This window comes from Ferdinandcohnia sp. Marseille-Q9671 (assembly GCF_976954385.1).
Window position 1 is genome coordinate 856,948 of record NZ_CDRJTA010000001.1, and the last position, 24,770, is coordinate 881,717.

Below are 24,770 nucleotides of genomic sequence, written 5' to 3' on the forward strand. Positions count from 1 at the left end.
TTACCTAATTACTAAAATGATTCACCTCAACGACAGGCGTTTTTTCAAATCTACGTTTCAAACCATCGAACAGACGTTGACACTGAGGTAATGCAAATCCTGCTATATAACCAATTCCAACACAATACACCAATGTTCCCAAGAAAACGGGACCACCCAACAACCAGCCTACCGTTAAAACAATGACTTCCATCCCGGAACGAATGTATTGTACCTTCCAGCTCGTAATTTCAGTTAAAGCCAGCATAAGACTATCTCTTGGACCTGCACCAACTCTTGCTGAAATATAAATTCCCATACCATATCCGTTTATCATAAGCCCCAAGAACAACATAATTATTTTGCCTGTTGTGGATTCTGGTGTTACAAAGAACGGTATCATCATGTACATATCAATAAAAATACCTACCGAAATCATATTTAAGAAAGCACCAATTTGTGGCAAACGCTTTGTTAAAAACGCGGAAATAAATAAAACCAAAAAGCCAACAATAATTGACCATGATCCGATTGTAAGACCTATTTGTTTATATAGTCCAATGTGCAATACGTCCCACGGTGAAGCTCCGAGATCTGCTTTAATAATCAATACAACACCAAGTGACATAATTAATAAACCAATAAAATAAGTTGACCACTTCAAAGCGTGGTTGCTAAAGCTAGACTGTACTTTCATTCTCCTCACTCCAACTCAAGTTAAACATACGATGATTATAATTTTTTCTTTATATAAAGGTAATCGTATTTCTTCTAAACTCACGACATTATAACACAAATCGCAATTCATTTGTATTTTATCAGTACTAAACGTATGATAAAGTTAACATTATTCAGTGGTGTTCAATCGACGGGAATACAATCAAATTTAGTGAGGCTAACACAAGGAAAAAATCGTAACCACTAATGACTGCCTCGGATTTTTCAAAAGAAGTTTGTTCGAACAAGATTCTGTGGGCTAAAAAACAGGTTCGTGTATTTCGAAGATTGAATTGTGTAAGGGGATGAACTTTTTGCTTTTTGAATCACTTATCGAAGCACCTTTATCGTATCGAATGCGACCAAGACATATTGAGGAGATACTTGGTCAAAAGCATGTTATTGGAAAAGATACTGCTTTATATAAAATGATCATGAATGGACATGTACCATCCATTTTACTATACGGAGAACCTGGTATCGGGAAAACATCGATTGCAACAGCCATTGCTGGAACCGTTGATATGCCCTTTATCTCGATTAATGCCACAACGGCAGGAAAAAAGGATATTGAAGACGCAGTAGCTGTTGCAAAAACGGAAGGAAAGCTATTATTTTTCATTGATGAAGTTCATCGTTTCAACAAAGCCCAGCAGGATTATTTACTGCCACATGTTGAGCGTGGGCTTATTTCCTTAATTGGGGCAACGACAGAAAATCCTTTCCACGATGTAAATCCAGCGATTCGAAGTCGTTGTGGACAGATTAAAGAACTACGACCTTTAACCAGGGAAGACATACGTGAATTAATACAACGAGCTTTAGAGGATAAAGAACGCGGGCTCGGTGACATGCAAATATCCATTTCTGAGGAAGCTATTAATCTTATTTCAGCCTCTACGAAAGGCGATGCTCGCTCAGCCATGAATGTGTTAGAAGATGTCGTAATGGCATCCAAAACAAAGGATAGTGAGTCCATAAAGGTTGATTTAGATTTAGTGAAAGAATGTGTTGAAAATAAGGGCTTTTCACACGACAAAGATGGGGACCTTCATTATTCTTTATTATCTTGTCTCCAGAAGAGTATTAGAGGTAGTGATGTGAACGCAGCTCTTCACTATTTAGCTAGACTTATTGAAGGTGGAGACTTAACTTCCATTTGCAGACGTTTAACTGTTATCGCGTACGAAGATATTTCATTAGCAGCACCAGAAGTTGCTGTTCACACTGTTACTGCTTGTAATGCTGTAGAACTGCTTGGACTTCCAGAGGCACGAATCCCACTTGCGAATGTAGTCATTGAACAATGCTTGTCTCCGAAAACAAATAGTGCGTATAAATCATTGGATAAGGCAATAGAAGATATTCGAAAAGGAAACATTGGGGAAATTCCAGATCATTTACGGGATGCCCATTACAGCGGAGCAAAAGAGCTCGGACACGGTATTGGTTATAAATATCCACATGATTATCCAAATGGTTGGGTTAAGCAGCAATACCTCCCTGACTTACTTAAAAACAGAGAATATTTTAAACCAAAACAAAATGGTCAGGAAAAACATTTCTCAAAAGTGTATGAACGGCTCGACCAATTACAAAAAGAAGGGCAGAAATAGATTAACCCTATTTCTGCCTTTTTCATGTTTATGCTGCTACATCACGCTTTGTAAAGACTAGCCAAGTGAGTGCATTAAAAATAACAAAATAGATAATCAACATTATGATTGAAAATGTCATTGTCATACCTTCAATTAATATACGCCCTGTAAGGTATTGGGATAAATCTGTATTCGCAAACAGAATGTATTTTGCCCAATCGAACTTCATTGCTAGTAACGATGTGACATTAACACCTGCGAACATTAGGAAGATCGCTAAACCAATCGCTAAACCACTATTTCTAAATACAGTTGAAATCATAAAAGCAAATGTTGACATCATGATTAGGTTAATTGATTTTAATCCAAAGATTCCTAAAATATGAGAAACCATTGAGACCTCTTGGACTGCACCATCTCTATACACTAGATGTGGATACGACTCACCAACACCAAAGAAGATAGCTCCTACAATAAAGGAGACCAGAAATAGAATCACCAAAGAAAATAAAGCGAATAGGATTGTTGCCAAGTATTTAGAGAGTAGAATTTTTGCACGTGATACCGGACGAATCAATAATAGTTTGATTGTCCCCCATGTAAATTCGGAGGCAACACTACTTGCACCAACAACGATTGTAAACAATGTAATTAATGAAACTATTTCTGCTGCATTACTCATAAAGTTCCAAATAGACCTTGCTTCCACCGGGGCTAGATCGTGTTCCAGACGGTATTCATTTATTGCCAATTCTTTTTCTGAATAAACCTTTGCCAAGTCTGGTAAATTTTCATTCGCCATATCAGCCTTGTACATTTCATTCTGTTGCTGCAGGTTTTGTTCCCAGTTTTCCGTATCTGAATCAGATGCTGTAATATTCATTACAATTCCTACAATTACAGCCGCACCTATTAAAATTACGAGCATAATCCAGGTAGAAACACGACGGTAAATTTTCATATTTTCATTTTGAATAAGTTTAATCATATTAGCCAATTTTGTTTCCTCCTGTTACCTCTAAGAATCGATCCTCTAATGATTTAGAGATCTGGGCAATTCCGAACACCTGAATCTCATTTTTTACAAAACTAGCATTTATTTGTGGAATCATTTCTAGTTCAATCGATAACTCGATTCCCTTTTCCACTTTGCTAGTTGTAATAGCAGGAAACTCTGATGCTAGAACCGCTATCGCTCGGTCAACATCACCCACCTGGAAAAGAACTTTTATACTCGTTTCTTCGCCCATAAAGTCGGTTACCTTCTGGACACCCACTAATTTACCGTTCTGGATGATTCCTATTCGATCACACATCATTTCCATTTCTGAAAGTAGATGACTAGATACAATAACCGCAAGTCCCTCTTCTCTAGCAAGTTTTCTTACATAATCACGTACTTCCCTTATACCCGCGGGATCCAATCCATTGGTTGGTTCATCTAATATCAAAATAGAGGGGCTATGTAACAAGGCTTGTGCAATTCCTAATCGCTGCCTCATTCCTAGCGAATACGTTTTTACCTTATCATTTATTCTTTTCCCTAACCCAACTAACTCCGTCACTTCAAGAATTCTTTCTTTCGATACCCCTTTAACCATCCTTGCATAATGAATAAGGTTCTGATACCCTGTCAAAAACTTGTACATCTCAGGATTTTCAACAATTCCCCCTATATGCTGAACTGCCTCTTCGAAATTCTTAGCTATATTTGTTCCTTTAATGAGTACTTCACCATTTGTGATGGACATAAGTCCAACAAGCATCCGGATTGTTGTCGTTTTCCCTGCTCCATTTGGCCCTAAGAAGCCGAATACTTCTCCAGGATATACGTCAAAGGATATTCCCTTGATTATCTCTTTTCTACCTATAGTTTTTTTCACATTCTTCAATTGTAAAACTGGTTCCACGTTGTTTCCCCCTATCAGTTTGTGAGATTCAATACTAGAAGAATCTCGCTTCCGCCTATTGCTTCTTCGAAATATGTCACAATACTACCTACGTATTATAGATGAAAAAGTTCCCATTTTTTTAGGTTATGAGAATTTTTTACAGTAATGAAATATTGAAAAGCTTTTACCTACGCCTTTAGGTGTATTTTCATTTTTTACAAAACTACTAATGTATAAAACAAAAATAACGTGGTCATGCTAGATATAAAGAAAATACTAATGAAAATCTAGTAAAATTAGGGAGTTGGTTACATGAAGGTTAGACAAGATGCATGGTCACACGAAGATGATCTACTATTGGCTGAAACGGTACTTCGTTATATACGTGAAGGCGGAACTCAGTTAGCAGCATTTGATGAAGTAGGAGACAAATTAAATCGAACTTCAGCTGCTTGTGGATTTAGATGGAATGCAGAAGTTCGTAACAATTATGAACAAGCAATTGCCATTGCGAAGAAACAGCGAAAAGAAAGAAAAAGAGCATTAGAAAGAATGAAAAAGGATACTGAAACAATTAGTAAGCCTGAGCAACCTATGAAAACGAATTATGAGCCACAGATTGAAAATACGCCAGTTACGTATACTGAAGAAGTATCAGCTGAATTAATTCCATCATCAAATAAAATTACACTTGATGATTGTATTTCATTTTTATCTTCACTGCGGAAAAATGATCTTCTTACGAATCAACTAGAGTATGAAAACAACAGATTACGCAGAGAGAATGAAGCTCTACAACAAAAGACAAAAGAACTTGAGAAAAAGCTTGATAAGTTATCTGACCAACAGACTATCATTCAAGAAGACTACCAAGCACTTGTTCAAATAATGGACCGTGCTAGACGATTAGTCATGTTTGAAGATACAGAGGATCGAAATTCACCTGCATTTAGGATGGACAAAAACGGAAACCTCGAACAAGTAGCGAAGTAAGCAAAGGGCGACTAGCCCATCGGCGACAAGCCCATCGGCGACAAGCACAAGTCAGGCTCTGACAGAATGCGCTTTTAAATCTTTTAGAAGCGATTGGCTTGTGACCTCCAACCAATGGTGCCCTTGAGCTAGAAATAAACAAAACGTGGCCAAACTGGCCACGTTTTTTATTTTTCATCCTTAACTCTAGAAATTTTTATATCCTTAAGTAGCTCTTGAACAACGTAGCTTGCCATAATTAATCCACATGCAGAAGGAACAAATGCATTTGAGGAAGGTGGCATTTTTGCTTTACGTATTTTGGCATTTTCATCAGTGATTTCCTTACGAACATCTTCTCTTATTACAATTGGGCTTTCATCAGAGAAAACAACCGGTATACCCTTACGAATTCCTTCTTTTCGTAATTTTGTACGGATCACTTTTGCAATTGGGTCTGTATGTGTCTTCGAAATATCCGCTATTTTAAAACGGGTAGGATCCATTTTGTTAGCGGCACCCATACTTGAGATAATTGGAATATTCCGTTTAAGACATTCTTTAATAAGGTGAATTTTATACATGATTGTATCAGAAGCATCTATTACAAAATCTAGGTCATAGCTAAAAAAGTCCTCAAACGTTTCTTCTGTATAAAACATTTTCAATGCAATTACTTCGCATTCAGGATTAATATCTGCAATACGCTCCTTCATTACATCTACCTTTGATTGACCAATAGTAGATAGTAAAGCAGGAAGCTGTCGATTAATATTTGTAATATCAATCGTGTCCTTATCAACTAACACTAGTCTTCCGACACCTGAACGTGCAAGGGCTTCAACCGAGAACGAACCAACGCCCCCGACCCCAAGAATAGCCACTGTGCTATTTTTTAATATATCAACCCCGTGTTTTCCTATTGCTAATTCATTACGCGAAAATTGGTGTAACATATCTTCAACTCCAAATTAAGTATCAAATCCAACATATTCATTTTCGTATTTTTCCCGAATTAGAATATAACATACTTTTGACTAATTTCAAGTATTTCTATGTGAATTAAAGTAATTTTTGCACAAAAAACCCTGTTTACAATGAGTAAACAGGGAGTTAATTAGTAAGTAAAACTGTAGAAGTCCCAATCATGCCGTCGCTCCTTAGTTTTGAACCCGCTCACCGCAGGTGGGTACCCTGTTTCGACTTTTGTAAGTCCACTTTGAGTATGTTCAAAAAATCGAGAAAGGAAATCCTTTCAACCTCTTTTTTGAACATGCACTCTTACGAATGAGGCATTTACGCAAGTTGAAAACCCCGGGCTCCCGTATAATCTATTGTTCGGTCAAAACAATAGGTTATACGACAAACACATCAGGACTTCTATTTGTCACAATAGTAACACACGACATAGGTGTTTACAAGTTGACCAATTAAGGTTTTGTTCGCTATTTTCGTACATTTAACGACAAATACAGTTCATTTAATTGTGCTTTGCTTACTTCACCAGGTGCATCTGTTAACAGGTCGCCTGCACTAGCTGTTTTAGGGAAAGCAATCGTATCACGCAGGTTTGTTCTACCTGCTAAAAGCATGACAAGTCTGTCTAATCCTAGTGCAATACCACCGTGTGGCGGTGTACCATATTCAAATGCTTCTAATAAGAAGCCAAATTGCTCTCTTGCTTCCTCTTCCGTGAATCCTAATACATTAAACATTTTTTCTTGGATATCTCTTTCAAAGATACGAAGTGAGCCTCCACCCAATTCATAACCATTTAACACTAAGTCATATGCTTGCGCCTTCACTTCCCATGGCTTACTGTCGAGAAGTTCGATATCTTCTCTAACTGGCATTGTGAATGGGTGGTGCGCTGCATAATAACGGCCATCTTCCTCATCAAACTCAAACTGTGGCCAATCAGTTACCCATAGGAAATTAAATGCAGATGTATCAATTAAATCAAGTTCTTTTCCAAGTTTTAATCGTAAAGCACCAAGTGCGTCCGCTACTACATTTGGCTTATCCGCCACAAAGAATAATAGGTCACCCGCACTTGCTTCTAGTATAGCTCTTAAAGACTGTTGCTCTTCTGCATCGAAAAACTTAGCGATTGGACCTTTTACTTCTTCTTCCTCAACCTTTAACCATGCAAGTCCTTTTGCACCATATCGATTCACATATTCAGTGAGGCCGTCGATGTCTTTACGTGTATACTTATCCGCAGCACCTTTTGCATTGATTGCTTTAACTTGCCCACCAGTTGCTACTGCATTACTGAATACTTTAAATCCACTTTCCTTTACAATTTCGGAAAGGTTGACTAGTTCCATTCCAAATCGTGTATCAGGCTTATCAGACCCGTAACGATCCATTGCATCGTTATACGTTAATCTTGGTAGTGGAAGCTCTAGTTCAGCTCCTTTTACGTCTTTCATTAGCTTTTTCATCATCTGCTCTGCCATTGCCATGATGTCTTCTTGGCTCATAAAGGAAGTCTCAATATCAATTTGTGTAAATTCAGGTTGTCTGTCCGCCCGTAAATCCTCATCTCTAAAGCAACGAGCAATTTGGTAATAGCGGTCAAATCCACCAACCATTAATAGTTGTTTAAAGATTTGAGGAGATTGTGGCAAAGCATAAAATTCTCCTGGGTGTACACGACTTGGTACGAGATAGTCGCGTGCACCCTCAGGTGTACTCTTTGTTAGAATCGGTGTTTCAATATCAAGAAAACCTTCACCATCTAAGTATTCACGGATCGATTTCGTTACATTATGGCGCATTTTGAATGTTTCAAACATAACGTTTCTACGTAAGTCCAAATAACGATATTTTAAACGTAGGTCTTCCGATACATCAGTTCGATCCTCGATCATAAATGGAGGTGTTTTTGCTGCATTAATAATTGTGACATTTGTTACCTTGATTTCAATTTTACCAGTCACAAGATTATCATTTACTGTACCCTCAGCACGGGCTACAACAGTACCTTCTACAGCGAGTACATATTCGTTTCTGACTGTTTCTGCAATTTCCAAGGCCTCTTTTGATTCTTCAGGATTAAAGACAATTTGTACAATTCCAGTTCTATCTCTAAGGTCGATGAATATGAGGCCACCTAGATCTCTACGACGTTGAACCCAGCCCTTTAGGCTTATCTTTTCTCCAATAGCTTGCTCTGTAACTTCACCACAATAATACGTTCTTCCAAACATGTTACCCACTCCCTAGCGACTTTTTTCAAGTATATATGTTATAAATTGATCGATTTGTACCTCTTGTTGTTCTCCACTTTCCATACTCTTTACGTTGATAACGTTTCTTTCCATTTCTTCATCACCTAAAACTGCAACGAATTTCGCTTGAAGACGATCTGCAGCTTTAAATTGAGCCTTTACCTTTTTATTTAGGTAATCCTTTTCAGCTACTACACCAGCTTTTCTTAGCTCATTTACTAGTCCTACTGATTTTGCAGCTGCATGTTCACCAATTGCAGCCACATAACAATCGACCTGCTCTTCAATTGGTAATTCAACTCCCTCAGCATCCAATGCTGCAAGAAGTCTTTCGATACTTAAAGCAAACCCTATACCTGGGGTTTCAGGTCCACCAAGTCCTTCAACTAAACCATTATAACGACCACCACCACATAGTGTAGTGATAGCACCAAATCCTTCTGCATTACTCATAATTTCAAATGCCGTGTGATTATAATAATCTAGACCTCTAACAAGTCCGGAATCCACCTCGAAGTCAATCTGTAAGTCTGTTAGATAAGATTTCACCTTATTAAAGTACTCAGCTGATTCCTCATTTAAATATTCAATGATAGAAGGCGCTGATTGCATGAGCTCATGTTCTCTATCCTTTTTACAATCAAGAATACGCATAGGATTTTTCTCTAATCTAGATTTACAATCGGAGCAAAACTCATCGATTCTAGGAGAGAAGTGAGCAATGAGAGCTTCTCGATGTGCAATTCTACTTGCTTGGTCACCAAGGCTATTAATGACAAGCTTTAGCTTCTTTAATCCAAGGGATTGGTAGATTTCCATTGCAAGTGCAATAACTTCTGCATCAATCGCAGGATCATTACTTCCTAGTGCCTCTACACCAAACTGTACAAACTGACGATAACGACCTGCCTGAGGTCTTTCATAACGAAACATCGGGCCACAATAATAAAGTTTCGTAGGCTGTGATGGGTTTCCAAACATTTTATTATCGACATACGATCGGACAACCGCTGCTGTTCCTTCTGGTCGAAGAGTTAAACTTCTTTCTCCACGGTCTTCAAAAGTATACATCTCTTTCGTTACGATATCGGTTGTTTCTCCTACGCTTCGTAAGAAAAGCTCTGTATGTTCAAAAATAGGTGTTCGGATTTCTTTATAGTTAAACCTTTTACAAATATCTCTAGCTCTTTCCTCAATAAACTGCCATTTTTCCACTTGGCCTGGAAGAATATCCTGTGTACCTCTAGGAATATTAACCATTTCTAACTCCTCCTCTAAACCTCTCAAGGATATGTACTCTTTTACACATCTCTTCTTAGAAATTTATCTAATAAAATAAAAAAAGCTCCCATCCCTACAATAAAATTGTAGGGACGAGAACTTGAGATCCCGTGGTGCCACCCTAGTTAAAACTAAACGGCCAATAAGCGGCGAATCTCTTCGTTAGCTTCATTTTCTGCGATACGCGTGCACCAAATACGTGCACTTACGTTTCTCGAAAACTTGCTGCCTCGACCTTCTTGCTTCTTGGCCGTTTAGAGATTAGTTTAGTTTTCACTCGATCAGTTAACGCCTGAAACGTTCACCTCCTACTAAAGCTTAGTGCTTTTTCAGAGAGAAACCTACGAGGTGTTCTTTCAATAAGTCATCATGCAGGAATGTTTTCAGCCCATGACATTCCCTCTCTAGTCATGTGTAATCTTATTTACTCTTCCCCATCACTGGTTCAAAATATGTAGAATGGTAAAAAGCCCATTTTTATCCAAACAGTTCGTCATTCGACCTTATGTTCGTAATAGCTATTTATCCATACATTTTTTGTAGAATTTTATATTATCATACGTATGAACGCACTTGATGTCAAGTTTAAGTTATGTTTTTTATTTAGTTACGATGTAATTGCTTCTTTAAATTTCGAACATCTCTTATAGAAACACCAAACTCTGAAGCAAGTTCTACATATGTTGAAGACTGTTCCTTTTGGATAAAATCATGGAAGTCAACCCCAAATACATTTCCTCCACTAGCTTGTACATTGTTACTTTTTTCGCTGAATCTCATTCAAATCCCCTCTTTTCGTTTATGAACTATTACGTATCTTTCCCTTTTTTTAGATTTTATTTCTTTTTATAACAGGATTTTTTTTATTTATATCGAATTGTAATAAAGCTATGTTTTTTTATTCAAGGAGGCTATCAAGTGTTACATAAGATTTTCAAAATGGGACTTGCGTTACTACTCGCAATAGTTTTTTCGGTTTCTACTAATCCCGGGGAACTGACAAAGGCTGAACAAATAGCAATTATCGATACACCTATACTAAATGTGAGAGAAGGTCCAGGACTGTCCTATGGCCGGACTGCACAGGTTAAACAAGGAGAGAAATACTCCATTATAGAGCGAAAAAATGATTGGGTTAAGTTGCAGCTATCTTCTGGAAAAACGGGATGGGTTGCTTCATGGCTTATAAAAGAAAACCAAGTCAATACGACACCTGCAGTTTCCTCCTCAACAGTTGTATCAACCGTTGATGGTTTACGTTTCCGTAGTGGTCCAGGAACAAGTTTTCAGGTAATCGGATCGTTAAACAAAGGGACCGAAGCTAGTTTTATTGAAAAGAATGAAAGTTGGATGAAAATATCTCTTAAAGGAAATAGCGGTTGGGTTTCCTCGCAATATATGACAACAAAACAGGGATCAGGTCAATCAAATACTGGATCAACCCCTTCCACCGGTAGTGCAAATAAAACTGGAACTGTAACAGCTTCTATTCTTAATGTGAGGGATAAACCTAATTTACAAGGTAGAATTGTTGGTAAGTTAAAACAACATGCAAAAATTACAATCCTAAACGAACGAGAGAATTGGCTAGAAATTCAGTTCGGAAATAGTTCAGCATGGATACACCGAGATTTTGTTGCAGGTATATCAAACAATGGGAGTGGACAAACTCCGACACAACCTACAACACCTCCTGAGAGTCCAAAATCCGGTAAGGCAGGAATTGTGACAGCATCGAGTCTGAATGTGAGAGATAGTGGTTCATTATCTGGGAGAATAGTAGGGAGCTTGAAGCAAGGAAACAAGGTTACAATTGAAGAGGAAGTAAACAACTGGAGCCGTATCACGTTATCCAACGGTACGAAAGGTTGGGTAGCAAGCTGGTATTTAGAGGTACAGCTAGCTTCACCTTCACCTTCAGATAAACCGAATTCTGGCCAGTCAACAGTTAAAATCCTTTATAACGGTACGAATATTCGTTCAGGTCCAGCAACTTCACATTCCGTAGCAGCTCGTGCAAACGAAGGTGATTCGTTCACTATGGTCGCAAAGGAAGGTGATTGGTATAAAATAAACCTTCCTGGAAATAAGGTCGGTTATGTTGCAGGTTGGATCGTTTCGATAGATGGTACAGAGGAAATTGTGGAAAGACCTGGTGTGAATCAATACCTAAAAGGAAAAACGATTGTAATTGATCCAGGACATGGCGGAAATGATTCTGGGGCAATTGGGGTAAGTGGCACACTCGAAAAAAATCTAACAATACGCACCTCAAGAATTGTATTTGATAAACTAAGTGCATCAGGTGCGAATGTAGTACTAACACGTAATAGTGATAATTATGTTAGTTTACGAAACAGGGTAAGTATTTCTCATTACCGGAATGCTGATGCTTTCATTAGTGTTCACTATGATAGTGTGTATGATCGAAGTGCTCGTGGGGTTACATCCTATTACTATAAAAATATAGATGTTGGACTTGCATCTGCACTTCAAACAGAAATGGTTAAGAATACAGGATTTAAAAACAGACAACACCGTGAAGGAAATTTTCAGGTATTACGGGAAAATCGTAATCCTTCAGCATTGCTAGAATTAGGATTCATTAGTAACCCGACTGAAGAATATACAGTCAACACTAATAGTTTCCAAGAGAATATCTCAAACGGTATCTATTATGGACTAGCACAGTATTTTAAAAGCAAATAAGGTTCTTAAAACAACTGGTAAACATAGAAAAGCCTCCAAGCAAATTGCTCGGAGGCTTTCTCTTATTTACTTTCCACAATCAAGGTCACTGGCCCTACGTTTGTAAATTGGACATCCATCATTTCTCCAAACGACCCTGTTTCTACGTGTACACCTTTTTCTTTTAACTCGGTGTTAAATAAATTATACAATTTATCTGCAAATTCAGGCTTTGCAGCCTCCATAAAGTTTGGTCTTCGTCCTTTTCGGCAATCGCCGTATAAGGTAAATTGAGATACCGATAAAATCTCACCCTTTATATCAAGCAGAGACAGGTTCATTTTGCCATCGTCATCCTCAAAGATACGCAGATTCACTATTTTATCCGCTACATATTTTATATCATCCACTGTATCAGTATGTGTGATTCCTACCAAAAGCATTAGGCCATTCTCAATAGAACCTACTTCTTCACTCTGAACAGTCACCTTTGCATTTCTAGCTCGTTGTACAACAACTCTCATACTTCGTTCACTTCCTATGTATCCATTGTGCCTTTTCATCATTTTGTTAGACGTATTCTGCAGGGGGCTAGCCCTCCGCAGAATACGATTGATTAACTCATTACACGTCTAACAGAATATATATCCCGTATCTGCTTAATTCGTTCAACAACCTTTTGTAAATGACTTACATTTTGAATAGAGATAGACATATTAATGGTTGCCATTTTATTTCGGTCGGATCTACCTGAAACAGCTGTTATATTAGTCTTCGTTTCGTTTACTGCTTGTAGAACTTCATTTAACAGTCCTCGACGATCATATCCAGAAATCTCTATTTCTACATTAAATTCTTTGCGATCATATAAGTTACTTTCCCACTCAACCTCTATTAGTCGTTGTTGAGCATCCTGGGTATGAACATTTTGACAGTCAGCACGGTGTACGGAAACACCTCGTCCCTTGGTGATAAAGCCGACAATTTCATCACCTGGTACCGGATTACAACATTTTGATAGACGAATAAGTAAATTATCTATTCCCTGTACCTGTACGCCTGAATCACGCCTTTTTGTACGGGTAGACACTTGTTTAATATCGGCTACCGTTTCAGCTACCTGTTCGAGGTCACGTTGCTTTCGCAGTTTATCAGTTAGACGATTCGCAATTTGAGCAGCTGTGATTCCGTTATACCCAATTGCTGCATACATATCCTCTTCATTCGTAAAGTTGAATTTTTCAGCAACCCTTTTGATATTATCTGGTGTTAAAATCTCTTTCACTTCGAATTCAAGGTTACGAATTTCTTTTTCAACTAATTCTTTCCCTTTTTCCACGTTTTCTTCACGACGTTGCTTTTTGAAGAACTGACGTATTTTATTTTTTGCCTGTGACGTTTGGGCAAGTTTAATCCAGTCCTGACTTGGACCATAGGAATGCTTCGAAGTTAAAATCTCAATAATATCGCCGGTTTTTAATTGATAATCCAACGTTACCATCTTACCATTTATCTTAGCACCGATCGTCTTATTTCCTATTTCAGAGTGAATCCGATAGGCAAAATCTATCGGCACTGAACCTGATGGTAATTCAATCACATCTCCTTTAGGAGTGAATACAAAAACCATGTCGGAAAACAAGTCGATTTTTAAGGATTCCATGAATTCTTCTGCATTAGAAGCATCGTTTTGCCATTCTAAAATTTCACGGAACCAGGTTAATTTTTCCTCAAAGGTAGACTGTTGGTTTACTTGTTTCCCTTCTTTATATGCCCAGTGTGCAGCAATACCAAATTCAGCAATTTGATGCATTTCTACTGTTCGGATTTGAACCTCTAGAGGATCACCTTTTGGCCCAATCACTGTGGTATGCAGAGACTGATACATATTTGGTTTCGGCATGGCGATATAGTCCTTGAATCTTCCAGGCATTGGTTTCCAGCATGTATGAATAATTCCTAAAACGGCATAACAATCTTTTATGCTGTTAACGACAATCCTTACTGCAAGTAGGTCATAGATCTCATTAAACTGTTTATTTTGAATGGCCATTTTACGATAAATACTGTATATATGTTTTGGTCGTCCAGAGATTTCGGCATTAATTGAAACCTCACCCACACGCTCTCTTACCTCATTAATAACCTCTTCAAGGTATTCTTCACGTTCTGCACGTTTCTTCTTCATAAGATTCACAATGCGGTAATATTGCTGTGGATTTAAATAGCGTAAGGCTGTATCTTCAAGCTCCCATTTGATCTTAGATATACCAAGACGATGTGCCAATGGCGCAAAGATTTCTAGCGTTTCATTGGAGATTCTGCGTTGCTTTTCTTGTGGTAGATGTTTAAGTGTACGCATGTTGTGCAATCGGTCGGCTAATTTTATTAAAATAACACGTATGTCTTGAGCCATTGCAACAAACATTTTCCGGTGGTTTTCAGCTTGCTGCTCTTCCTGAGATTTATACTTGATTTTACCAAGTTTAGTTACACCATCAACAAGCATGGCTACTTCAGGACTAAAGGCATCACTAATATCCTTTAAAGTGATATTTGTATCCTCTACTACATCGTGTAGGAACCCACCTGCAATTGTAGAGGGATCCATCTCAAGATCGACCAGTATGCCAGCTACTTGAACCGGATGGATAATATAAGGTTCACCTGATTTTCGAAATTGCTCCTTATGAGCATCCTCCGCAAATTCATACGCACGTTGAATAAATTCTATATCTTTATCATTCAAATATATTTTTGCTTTTTCTATTACTTGCTCAGGAGCTAAGACCTGTTCGTTTGCCATGGATTTAATCACCTTTTTAGAAATTGAAGATTCAAAGAGAAACTCTTTGAATCGTTTGAATTTGAATTTATTGAATTAATTATAGAATTAAAATGATTATTGTTACTATTATCTTGAAAATCTTGAAAGATGTAAAGGGAAATAAGAGAAATATTGCTTACATTACGTAAAAATTGTCTTTTAACCTGTAAAAAATAGAGTTTATGAAAAAAAGCACTCGTTTAGGAGTGCTACTTAGGTTAAAACTGCATTAAAGTTAGTACATCATAACCATCTAGTTTTTTACGACCGTCAAGATATGTGAGTTCGATGAGGAAAGCAATTCCTGCAACAATACCACCTAATTCTTCAACAAGTTTAATTGTTGCTTCAATTGTTCCACCAGTTGCTAATAAGTCATCTGTGATTAATACACGTTGACCCGGTTTAATCGCATCTTTATGGATTGTTAGTACATCTTTTCCGTACTCAAGACCATAGTCTACTTTAATTACATCTCTAGGAAGCTTTCCTTCCTTTCTAACAGGGGCAAAGCCAACACCGTGTGAATATGCTACTGGACACCCGATAATGAATCCACGAGCTTCAGGACCCACTACTAAGTCGATGTCTTTTTCTCTTGCATATATAACGATTTGATCGGTAGCATATTTGTATGCCTCTCCGTCATTCATTAGTGGTGTAATATCTTTAAACTTTATCCCTGGTTTTGGATAGTCTTCTACAATCTCAACAAATTTTTTTAAATCCATTAATTAAGTGCCTCCTCAAGCGAATGCGAACCTCTATTTATTGAATCAAACCACTGCTTTAATTGTTGATATGACGAATACAATAATTGCTTTTCCAATTCAATTCTCTTTTCTTTTGATTGGTACGTTTTTGATTCAGTCAAATCTCTTTTTATAGCCTGATTTGATAAAGAAATAAATCCATTGTCTATTTTAACAAATTCTAATTCAAAAAACACCTTTGACATAAAATCGATTGTCTCTAGTGACCATCCTCTATATTTTGCTAGTTCATGTGCATACCGATTCATATCAAATGGTCCTTTTTTTGCAAGGAATGCATAAAACCATTTAAAGTGCTCTCTAGTAGGTATCGTGCTAAAAAAGTGATCCTGCTCTTGAAAAAATAAAGTATAAATCCGGTTTGGGAAACCTTTAAAAAATAGTTCTTTTAATAGTGTCTCTTCCTCTGGAAAATCAAGTAAGACAACATGTTTTGAATCCAATTGAATATCTTTTGCCTCTTCTAGAGAGGAAACAACAAAAGTCTGATCCAATTCTAGTAAACGAAGCTTATGGAGCGTATCAACTGAAAAAGCAATTATGATGAGTTTATCATTTTTGATTTTTTCTAGATAGGTAGCAATATCACGCATTCCACGAATATCAAATAACTGCCACTCGTTAACAGCAATATCCTGTAGCATCATTTGTGGTTTTCTATTATTGTTCCATTCATTGATTGATAATTCCCCAATAACAGAAACCTTTGACAAAGGGGAAATTCCTTCGCAAGCATGTCCTAACCCAAATCCGACTCCATCTAAGACGTTTGGTTCTTGCTGTAGAACAACTTTTAAATGACTTTGGTCTGCCCCGATTCTTTTAATCGTTGAAATTTCAGCATCATTTATTTGGAACTTTGGTTTAGGATTTCCCATTCCAAATGGAGCTAGCTTGTTTATTTCCATGATTAACTCGATCGTTACTTCTTGGATGCTACAAACGGCATCAACAGATGTAATAGGTTGAAAATCTTCAGGTTCGAGCACTTCAGCTGCAATCCCATTTAGTCGAGTTCTTAATTCATCCACATGATCAAGGTTTAGTGTCATTCCTGCAGCCATTGGATGCCCACCGAAGTGCGGCAAAATATCTCTACAGGTTGATAGACTTTCATATAAATTAAAGCCTTCAATACTCCTTGCTGAACCTTTCGCCAGTCGTTTTTCTGGATCCACACTTAACACAATTGTTGGACGATAAAAACGATCAACTAGCCTGGAAGCGACAATTCCAACAACACCTGAGTTCCATCCTTCTCTAGCAATTACAAGAACTGAATTCGTTTCTGGCGGATAGTTTTCTTCGACCTCTTTAATTGCTTCTTGTGTCATTTGGTTGACCAATTGTTGTCTTTCTTTATTCAATTCATCTATTTCTTCCGCAATATATGCAGCTTCCTCTGGGTCGTTTGTCATTAATAAATCAACCGCAGGGTCCGCTGATTGTAAGCGCCCAACCGCATTAATTCTTGGCCCAATTGCAAATCCAACAGTTTCTTCACTGATGTCATTACTCTCAACACGCGCTTTTTTCAATAATGCTTTGATACCAGGACGACTTGTTGTTTGCAATGCCCTTATTCCCTTTTTGGCGAGAAGGCGGTTCTCCCCGTGTAAAGGTACTAAATCTGCGATTGTCCCAATAACAGCTACATCAAGCAAATCAGTAGGCACTTCACCGCGAAGAGCATGAGCAACCTTAAATGCAACACCTACACCAGCTAATTCTTTGAATGGGTATTGGCTATTTGGTTTTTTCGGATGGATAATAGCAGTTGCTAAAGGTAGTATTGGTCCGACCTCATGGTGGTCTGTAATTATTAAATCAATTCCTAATTCTTTCGCAACCTCCGCCTCATGAAGGGCAGAAATTCCCGTATCTACGGTAATAATTAGTGAGAACCCTTCTGTTTTGGCCCATCTAAACGCGGCCTCATTTGGACCATATCCCTCGGTAAAACGATTTGGTATATAAAATTCTACAGTTGCACCTTTTTCTCTTAAGGCAGTGAGCATAACCGTGGTACTACTAACCCCGTCAGCATCATAATCACCAAATACTAATATCTTTTCCTCATTTTTAATAGCTTGAGTAATTCGATCAATTGCAATTTCCATTTGATCAAGTAAAAATGGATCATGGAATTCGCTTGTGTCTGGTTCTATAAAGTCACGTGCAGACTGAGTGGTAGTAAGCCCTCTATTGACAAGCAGGGATGCTACTAGAGGTGTAACTTGTAGCTCATTAACTAGTAGATTTGTGATTTCATTGTTGCTTTCATTTACTTTCCAACGAGTTTTAGATTGTAACAAAAGTCTCACCCCTTTAACCTCACTATTATACCGGAGCATTTCCTATGTTACAATCATTGACTTTTAACTTTATTTGGCAGAATCCTGAATAAAGTTAAAGCCTCCGTCGATTGCCTAGATTTTTAAAGGTAAGTTTCCGAGCAAGTAATCGAAGACTAGAACGCCACATCCTTGTTTAACGTCTTCATAACCATCTCGTGTTGGCCTAAAATCTAGGTGCAAATATGCCAAGGCGAATTTGATTTTTCAATAATAATCTTACGGGTTAATCATCCTCTGAGTAAGGGTTAATATGTATTAGTACATTTTGGACTTCCGTATACTCCATGAGCTTTGCTTTCACCTTTTTCCCCACATTATGACCTTCTTCAACAGTCATATATGGGTCAACTGATATTTTTAGATCGACTATTACATAATGACCATGTTCACGTGCATGTAGCTGGGTAATTTTCTTTACTTCTGGAACAGAAAGAACAATCTCCCTGTACTCTGTTGTATCCTCATCATGTAAGACATGATCTAATGTATTATGTATCGCTTCTGTTCCAAATTCCCATGCCATTTTCAATATTAAGATAGCAACTAGTAGTCCTGCTACCGGGTCCGCATAGACAAGCCAATCAAGTCCAAGATAACCACCAAGTATCGCACCTACGATTCCAATAAGTGTTGCTATAGAGGCAAATACATCTGAGCGATCATCATAAGCATTAATGATTAAAGCATCACTTTTTATGCGTTTTCCAAGATTGTATTTATATCGAAACATTACTTCTTTAATAATTATAGAAAATAATACTGCATAAATGGCCATCATTTTTGGTACTGCGATAGGTTTGAAAAATGACTCAAACGAGGCTTTCCCAATTTCAAATCCTATCAATGCTAATAATACCGCCACAATGATTGCAGCAATCGATTCTGCCTTACCATGACCATATGGATGGTCCTCGTCAGGAGGTCTTTTTGCTGCTCGCACTCCAATGTATACTGCTAATGAACCCGCTACATCTGAAGCAGAATGTACTGCATCTGCAACAAGCGCTCGACTATTTGACTGGATCCCAATTACCCATTTAATGACAGCCAGAATGATATTACCTATAACCCCTACGATAATGGCTTTTTCTGCCAGTTTAAAACGGTCGTCTTCCTTCAAAATACCTCCCCCTCCTTGTAAACCTTATCTATTTAATCCCTCAAGACATGTTTTTTAGTGTATCCAAATTTGGTTATTACTCATCAAGTAAAAAAAGAAAAAGTCGTGAAATTCCACGACTTTTCTCAACTACATTTCTTCTGGTTCGACTTCTTTATTCACAGTACGTTTTCTAGTAATTTGCTTTGTTTTCCAAACTAACCAAAGCTGTGCTGCGATAAAGATTGAAGAATACATACCAGCAACTAATCCAATTGTTAAGGCGAAGGAGAAGTTTGTGATAGCTTGCCCACCAAAAATAAGTAATGCAACACTTGTAAAAATTACAGTGATGGCAGTATTCACAGATCGACCTAATGTTTGTCTTAATCCTCTATTTACGATAAGCGCAAGATCCTCGTATGTTTTAATACGTTTTTTCTTTTTGTAAAGTTCACGAATTCTATCAAAGGTAACAATTGTATCATTTATTGAATAACCGATAATGGTTAAGATGGAAGCTATGAATGTAATGTCAACTTCTAGTCTTGTAATACTAAAGAATACGATAACAAAAAATGCATCATGAGCAAGGGCTACAATTGCCGCAAGTCCCATTAGCCATTCAAAACGAAATGCGACATAAATGATAATGCCTAGCGCTGCAATTAAGCTTGCAATAAAGGCGTTTCTGGCAATTTCCTTACCGACAGTAGGTGATACTGTACTTACGTTCGGATCTGCCCCATATATATCATGGAAATGAGCCTTTACTTGATTTACTTCATCCTTTGAGAGATCCTCATCAAAGCGAGCAACACCTATTTCATTATTATCGCCAGAAATTAGTACTTCCTTAGGTTCAAGCTCTAATTTTGCAAGTTCTTCCGTAATTTCATCTTGTGTAATTGTCTGTTCGGCAAGAATCTCAACTCGAGTCCCACTTACAAAATCAATACCCAGATTCATCTTAAATATTGCTAATACTGCAATTCCCACAATTACCATAATTCCTGAGGCAATAAAGAATTTATTTTTGTGTTTCGCAAAGTCAAAACGGTCAAACCTAGTAGGGTAATCCCCTTCCTCGTCAGCATCTGCTAAATTACGTATCTGACTTTGTTTTACTCCAAAATAACTAGGTTTCTTATTTAAGAACTTACTGTTCACCCAGAGACCTAATAATAATCGACTTCCGTACACTGCAGTTAAAAAGCTTAAAAGAATACTTACAATTAACATTGTAGCAAAGCCTTTAACAGCACTATTACCAAAGATATATAAAACTACCCCTGCTAAGATAGTTGTAATGTTTGCGTCAAATATCGTCCAAAATGATCCTTTGGTACCTGCTCGATATGCAGATAACACGGACTTTCCAGACTTTATTTCTTCTTTTATCCGCTCATACGTAATGATGTTGGCATCGACTGCCATACCTACTCCTAAAATTAAGGCTGCAATTCCAGGTAACGTAAGTACTGCATTCATCCAGTCAAAGACGAGTAGATTTAAATAAACAAAGATACTTAATGTAATAGCAGCAATCATACCAGGGAATCGGTAAAAAACAAGCATAAATAATAGCACTAAACCGATACCAATTGCCCCAGCAAAAATTGTATTATCTAAAGCTTGTTCACCAAACTTAGCTCCAACTGATGTCGAATAAATCTCCTCTAAATCAACTGGAAGCGCACCGGCATTTAATAATGATGCAAGCTCCTTAGCAGATTCAACTGTAAAGTTATCTCCTTCAATTGTAACAGATTTTGTGTTAAAAACTTCATTAACAGATGCTGCAGAAAGGAATTTCGGATTTGGTTTTGCTTTTTCTGCTTCATAAGAGTCTACACCCTCTTCAAAATCTAACCAAATTACCATTAAATTGTTCGGACGTTGATCAAGAACCTTTTGGGTCGCATTTTTTAGATCATCCGATTTATTCACTGTTAGAGCTACTGCAGGTCTTCCTAATTGGTCAAATGCCTGACTTGCTCCATTTTGTGCAAGCTGCGAACCGTCCAGCAATACATTGTCTTTTACATCCCTAAAGGTTAGTTTCGCTTGTGTTGATAGAATTTCACGTACTTTCGTTTGATCTTCTACACCGGCTAATTGCACCCGGATACGATCGTCACCTTCAATTTGAATATTTGGTTCACTAACACCAAGAACATTAACACGATTATTTAGGGCATTAACGGTACTCACTAATGCTTCTTTATCAATGACATCGCCATCTTTAGCTGGTTTTACCTCATAAAGAATTTCAAAACCACCTTGAAGATCAAGCCCTAGTTTAATATTTTTTGCTGTATCTGTACCAGTCACTCCAATTAACGCACCAAATAGAAGTACTAATACAAAAAACACCACGATGCGGCCTTTTTTAACCATATGTATGTAAATCCTCCTTTAATAGAAAAGCTTTAGGGTGCCTGTATATCTACGACTAGCATAAGACGAGCGCTAACGGAAGGCACTTTTTTCCTTCATAAATGCTTGTTTTATGAACTTGAGCCGAAGCGCCTAAACTAGACATTGCTAGCTGAAAAATATAGCCTGTCCTTCAAGCCCTCCTCCATAATTATGAAACAATAGGAAATTCATGTCAATCTCGGCTTTTACCATTTTTGACCTGCCACATCCTTATAATAACTTTTCTAAAACATCCTTCCCTTCACCCTCAAACCAGTTTGGCTCTTTAAACGCTTCTACTGTTGCATAGTTCATGAAATCTCCAACCTTAACAGATAGGATATCACTTACTATTTGATGTAAGGGTTTTTCTTCCTTTTCCTTTCTCCATGTTTTATTCCTCAAGAATCCCCAAAGTTCATCTTCTTTCACTTTATCATATCCATATAATTGAAACTCTTCTAGCTTACTTTTTAGAAATGGACGAACATTTTCGCGATACTTGTCATACATATGAGACTCTTTTTGATTCACATGTCATCTCTCCTACTTTTCAACTCTATCTTTTTAACTTTTTTAATACTTGTCATGCTTGGACACCTTACGTGCATATAGTTAATTGTAAATGATATCACCTTTTTTGAGAAGGTAGGGAAATAATTTGTCAAAGCAAACATTCCTAAAAGGAACATTAATCTTAATCATCGCAGGTCTAATTACCAGAATTTTGGGATTTATTAATAGAATCGTTGTCGCGCGGCTAATCGGTGAAGAAGGTGTAGGGCTTTACATGATGGCCATTCCAACATTTGTGTTAACCATTACATTAACTCAGATGGGATTACCTGTTGCGATTTCGAAATTGGTAGCAGAGGCCGAGGCACAAGGCGATACACGAAAAATAAAAAAAATCCTAGTCGTGTCTTTATCCATTACAGGAACATTGAGCCTTTTATTTACGCCAATGATGATTTTTCTAGCGCCAATGTTATCTGAAACACTTCTCACTGATAGCAGAACGTATTATCCATTATTAGCGATTTCACCAATTGTCCCGATTGTTGCGATTTCATCCGTACTTCGCGGATATTTCCAGGGTAGACAAAATATGAAGCCACCTGCTTATTCACAGGTAATTGAACAGGTGGTTAGAATTACGCTTGTTTATGTGTTTACAAAAGCATTTTTACCGTACGGGATTGAGTATGCGGCTGCCGGTGCTATGCTTTCAGCTGTTGTAGGCGAGTTGATGTCTCTTCTTTATCTATTCTTTATGTTTAAGATGAAAAAACGAATTACAATTCGGAAGAACTTTTTTAAGTCAGCAAAAAACGGAAAAGATACATTTAATGATTTAACAAGAATTGCGGTTCCAACTTTAGGAAGTAGGCTAATAGGGTCTGTATCCTGGTTTTTCGAGCCTATAGTTGTAGCACAGAGTCTTGCAATTGCTGGGGTAGTTACTCATATGGCAACAAGGCAATACGGGGAACTAACCGGTTTTGCTTTACCACTACTCATGCTACCATCGTTTATTACGTACTCACTTTCAACAGCACTTGTACCAGCTATTAGCGAAGCCGCTGCAAAGAAACAATCGTTATTAATTGAGTATCGACTCAAACAAGCTTTACGGTTATCACTTGTTTCAGGCGGATTAGCAATTGTCATCCTCTATGTCTTCGCTGCACCAGTGATGGAACTTATGTATGGAAATAGTAATTCTGCAATCTATATTAAAGTAATGGCTCCATTCTTCATCTTTTATTATTTTCAAGGTCCACTGCAAGCAACCCTTCAAGCACTGGATTTAGCAAAAGCAGCAATGATTAACAGCTTTATTGGGAATATCATTAAAACAGGGGCTATTTTTATTCTTGCTACACGGCCTTCTCTCGGGATAATGGGTGCAGCTTTAGCGATTGTAATCGGTATGATGCTCGTTACATTACTTCATTTTTCAACAATTGTTAAAGTAATCTCTTATAGTTTTTATATAAGGGATTATGTAAAGAGTGCTGTAACGATGGTACTTTCAGGTATAGGCGGCCATTACTTTTACAGCACGATCTTAACCGATGCGGGACTTACGATAAGAACTCTAACAGCCATTTTCATTACTTCGCTCATCTACATTATACTTCTATTCATTTTTAAGCTTCTAACAAAGGATGAAGTAAAAAGAATTCCCTTTATCGGGCCAAAACTAGCTTCACTTTTATAAGGATACAAAAAAGGTAACCACTGGTTACCTTTTTTCATCCTTTATATCTACATGTAATTGACCACTGTGATAGCTGCAATAAGATATTTTCTTCAAATCAGTATGTCCCAGTTTCTTCAACTCAGATCGCAACCAAAACTCTGTTTTGTTGAGTTGCTCTACATGTTCTTCTTGGATCTCGCCATCCAAGATGAGTGGTAAATCAATCGTAAACTCTTCCATATCTGACGATTTATTCTTATCTTTTTCTAATACTGATAATTCACCAGATGATTCTAAAATGGCAAATTCAACATCAGCTAGATTTTTCACATTCTTTTCTCGTAGCTGCATCATAAGATCATCAAAATTGTACCTTTGTTTCCTCATTGCATGCTCGTCTACTTTTCCTTTATTGACGATAACGGTTGGACGCCCATCAATGATTTCTCGTAACCTTTTGCTTTTTAAGGAAAGCAGTGCAAGAAAGTATTGTATTCCCATGAGCAGAACCATTGGGACAACAGAATGTAGAATAGGGTCATTCGTTGATTCAATTCCGATAACAGCCATTTCTGCAATCATCATAAATACAACTAAATCCAATAAACTTAGTTCCCCAATTTCACGTTTGCCCATTAAACGAAAAATCGTAAGTAGAATAAAATAAAGTAAGATTGTCCTTCCGATAATTGTGAGGTATTCCTCCAAATTGAAAACCTCCCCC

At 37.5% G+C, this 24,770-nt stretch carries 19 protein-coding genes, 1 other RNA gene and 1 other annotated feature; of the genes, 4 read left to right on the forward strand and 16 right to left on the reverse strand.

Annotated elements, in window-relative coordinates; translation table 11 throughout:
* Positions 1-4 precede the first annotated feature (4 nt).
* Positions 5-676 carry a YczE/YyaS/YitT family protein gene (locus tag ACWNMY_RS04525; protein ID WP_449537088.1) on the reverse strand — a complete coding sequence of 224 codons (672 nt, stop codon included), beginning with the start codon at positions 674-676 and terminating at the stop codon, positions 5-7.
* A 334-nt stretch (positions 677-1,010) separates the two neighbouring features.
* Between ACWNMY_RS04525 and ACWNMY_RS04530 the strand changes: the two genes are divergently transcribed.
* Positions 1,011-2,312: a replication-associated recombination protein A gene (locus tag ACWNMY_RS04530; RefSeq protein ID WP_449537089.1), complete on the forward strand. Its 1,302-nt coding sequence runs from the start codon at positions 1,011-1,013 to the stop codon at positions 2,310-2,312.
* Between the two features lie 28 nt (positions 2,313-2,340).
* Here ACWNMY_RS04530 and ACWNMY_RS04535 read toward each other — a convergent pair whose 3' ends face one another.
* Both ACWNMY_RS04535 and ACWNMY_RS04540 read right to left on the reverse strand, forming a co-directional pair.
* Positions 2,341-3,282: an ABC transporter permease gene (locus tag ACWNMY_RS04535; protein WP_449538386.1), complete on the reverse strand. Its 942-nt coding sequence runs from the start codon at positions 3,280-3,282 to the stop codon at positions 2,341-2,343.
* 1 nt (position 3,283) lies between these two features.
* Complete coding sequence (locus tag ACWNMY_RS04540) at positions 3,284-4,204, reverse strand: ABC transporter ATP-binding protein (RefSeq protein ID WP_449537090.1); 921 nt, start codon at positions 4,202-4,204, stop codon at positions 3,284-3,286.
* Positions 4,205-4,498: 294 nt separating this feature from the next.
* On the opposite strand from ACWNMY_RS04540, the gene ACWNMY_RS04545 reads away from it, so the two are divergent.
* Positions 4,499-5,179, forward strand: a complete 681-nt coding sequence (locus ACWNMY_RS04545) for an RsfA family transcriptional regulator (RefSeq protein WP_449537091.1) — start codon at positions 4,499-4,501, stop codon at positions 5,177-5,179.
* A gap of 167 nt (positions 5,180-5,346) precedes the next feature.
* On the opposite strand, the gene ACWNMY_RS04550 is transcribed toward ACWNMY_RS04545, so the two are convergent.
* The 5 genes from ACWNMY_RS04550 to ACWNMY_RS04570 form a co-directional block, all read right to left on the reverse strand.
* Positions 5,347-6,114: a tRNA threonylcarbamoyladenosine dehydratase gene (locus tag ACWNMY_RS04550; protein ID WP_449537092.1), complete on the reverse strand. Its 768-nt coding sequence runs from the start codon at positions 6,112-6,114 to the stop codon at positions 5,347-5,349.
* Positions 6,115-6,292: 178 nt separating this feature from the next.
* A non-coding RNA gene (gene ssrS / locus ACWNMY_RS04555) (6S RNA) lies at positions 6,293-6,539 on the reverse strand.
* Between the two features lie 64 nt (positions 6,540-6,603).
* Entirely contained in the window at positions 6,604-8,373 is a 1,770-nt protein-coding gene (gene aspS / locus ACWNMY_RS04560) for an aspartate--tRNA ligase (RefSeq protein ID WP_449537093.1), read from the reverse strand.
* Between the two features lie 12 nt (positions 8,374-8,385).
* A complete protein-coding gene (gene hisS / locus ACWNMY_RS04565) occupies positions 8,386-9,654 on the reverse strand; it encodes a histidine--tRNA ligase (protein ID WP_449537094.1) in 1,269 nt (422 codons plus the stop codon).
* A gap of 106 nt (positions 9,655-9,760) precedes the next feature.
* Positions 9,761-10,125 (reverse strand) — a binding site (T-box leader).
* A 153-nt stretch (positions 10,126-10,278) separates the two neighbouring features.
* The gene (locus tag ACWNMY_RS04570; RefSeq protein ID WP_449537095.1) at positions 10,279-10,455 is read right to left on the reverse strand and encodes a hypothetical protein; all 177 of its coding nucleotides are present in this window, start codon (positions 10,453-10,455) and stop codon (positions 10,279-10,281) included.
* A 138-nt stretch (positions 10,456-10,593) separates the two neighbouring features.
* Here ACWNMY_RS04570 and ACWNMY_RS04575 point away from each other — a divergent pair, with 138 nt between their 5' ends.
* On the forward strand, positions 10,594-12,384 hold the full coding sequence (locus tag ACWNMY_RS04575; protein ID WP_449537096.1) for an SH3 domain-containing protein: 1,791 nt from the start codon (positions 10,594-10,596) through the stop codon (positions 12,382-12,384).
* 62 nt (positions 12,385-12,446) lie between these two features.
* Here the strand turns inward: ACWNMY_RS04575 and dtd are convergent, their stop codons facing one another.
* The 7 genes from dtd to ACWNMY_RS04610 form a co-directional block, all read right to left on the reverse strand.
* Positions 12,447-12,887 (reverse strand): D-aminoacyl-tRNA deacylase, encoded by a 441-nt coding sequence (gene dtd, locus ACWNMY_RS04580; RefSeq protein ID WP_449537097.1) that lies wholly within the window; start codon positions 12,885-12,887, stop codon positions 12,447-12,449.
* A gap of 92 nt (positions 12,888-12,979) precedes the next feature.
* Positions 12,980-15,169 (reverse strand): RelA/SpoT family protein, encoded by a 2,190-nt coding sequence (locus tag ACWNMY_RS04585; RefSeq protein WP_449537098.1) that lies wholly within the window; start codon positions 15,167-15,169, stop codon positions 12,980-12,982.
* A gap of 239 nt (positions 15,170-15,408) precedes the next feature.
* Positions 15,409-15,921, reverse strand: a complete 513-nt coding sequence (locus tag ACWNMY_RS04590; RefSeq protein ID WP_449537099.1) for an adenine phosphoribosyltransferase — start codon at positions 15,919-15,921, stop codon at positions 15,409-15,411.
* Entirely contained in the window at positions 15,921-18,278 is a 2,358-nt protein-coding gene (gene recJ, locus ACWNMY_RS04595; protein WP_449537100.1) for a single-stranded-DNA-specific exonuclease RecJ, read from the reverse strand. The genes ACWNMY_RS04590 and recJ overlap by 1 nt, the downstream gene beginning before the upstream one ends.
* A 265-nt stretch (positions 18,279-18,543) precedes the next feature.
* Positions 18,544-19,440: a cation diffusion facilitator family transporter gene (locus tag ACWNMY_RS04600; protein ID WP_449537101.1), complete on the reverse strand. Its 897-nt coding sequence runs from the start codon at positions 19,438-19,440 to the stop codon at positions 18,544-18,546.
* Positions 19,441-19,569: 129 nt separating this feature from the next.
* Positions 19,570-21,819: a protein translocase subunit SecDF gene (gene secDF / locus ACWNMY_RS04605; protein WP_449537102.1), complete on the reverse strand. Its 2,250-nt coding sequence runs from the start codon at positions 21,817-21,819 to the stop codon at positions 19,570-19,572.
* A 252-nt stretch (positions 21,820-22,071) separates the two neighbouring features.
* A complete protein-coding gene (locus tag ACWNMY_RS04610) occupies positions 22,072-22,353 on the reverse strand; it encodes a post-transcriptional regulator (protein WP_449538387.1) in 282 nt (93 codons plus the stop codon).
* A 148-nt stretch (positions 22,354-22,501) separates the two neighbouring features.
* On the opposite strand from ACWNMY_RS04610, the gene spoVB reads away from it, so the two are divergent.
* Positions 22,502-24,064 carry a stage V sporulation protein B gene (gene spoVB, locus ACWNMY_RS04615; RefSeq protein WP_449537103.1) on the forward strand — a complete coding sequence of 521 codons (1,563 nt, stop codon included), beginning with the start codon at positions 22,502-22,504 and terminating at the stop codon, positions 24,062-24,064.
* A 24-nt stretch (positions 24,065-24,088) separates the two neighbouring features.
* Here spoVB and ACWNMY_RS04620 read toward each other — a convergent pair whose 3' ends face one another.
* Entirely contained in the window at positions 24,089-24,754 is a 666-nt protein-coding gene (locus tag ACWNMY_RS04620) for a DUF421 domain-containing protein (RefSeq protein ID WP_449537104.1), read from the reverse strand.
* Between the last annotated feature and the right edge of the window lie 16 nt (positions 24,755-24,770).

Coding starts and splice junctions, on each gene's coding strand:
- ACWNMY_RS04525 (WP_449537088.1), bottom strand. CDS start 676: ATGAAAGTACAGTCTAGCTTTAGCAACCACGCTTTGAAGTGGTCAACT.
- ACWNMY_RS04535 (WP_449538386.1), bottom strand. CDS start 3,282: ATGATTAAACTTATTCAAAATGAAAATATGAAAATTTACCGTCGTGTT.
- ACWNMY_RS04545 (WP_449537091.1), top strand. CDS start 4,499: ATGAAGGTTAGACAAGATGCATGGTCACACGAAGATGATCTACTATTG.
- ACWNMY_RS04550 (WP_449537092.1), bottom strand. CDS start 6,114: ATGTTACACCAATTTTCGCGTAATGAATTAGCAATAGGAAAACACGGG.
- aspS (WP_449537093.1), bottom strand. CDS start 8,373: ATGTTTGGAAGAACGTATTATTGTGGTGAAGTTACAGAGCAAGCTATT.
- hisS (WP_449537094.1), bottom strand. CDS start 9,654: ATGGTTAATATTCCTAGAGGTACACAGGATATTCTTCCAGGCCAAGTG.
- ACWNMY_RS04570 (WP_449537095.1), bottom strand. CDS start 10,455: ATGAGATTCAGCGAAAAAAGTAACAATGTACAAGCTAGTGGAGGAAAT.
- dtd (WP_449537097.1), bottom strand. CDS start 12,887: ATGAGAGTTGTTGTACAACGAGCTAGAAATGCAAAGGTGACTGTTCAG.
- ACWNMY_RS04585 (WP_449537098.1), bottom strand. CDS start 15,169: ATGGCAAACGAACAGGTCTTAGCTCCTGAGCAAGTAATAGAAAAAGCA.
- ACWNMY_RS04590 (WP_449537099.1), bottom strand. CDS start 15,921: ATGGATTTAAAAAAATTTGTTGAGATTGTAGAAGACTATCCAAAACCA.
- secDF (WP_449537102.1), bottom strand. CDS start 21,819: ATGGTTAAAAAAGGCCGCATCGTGGTGTTTTTTGTATTAGTACTTCTA.
- ACWNMY_RS04610 (WP_449538387.1), bottom strand. CDS start 22,353: ATGTATGACAAGTATCGCGAAAATGTTCGTCCATTTCTAAAAAGTAAG.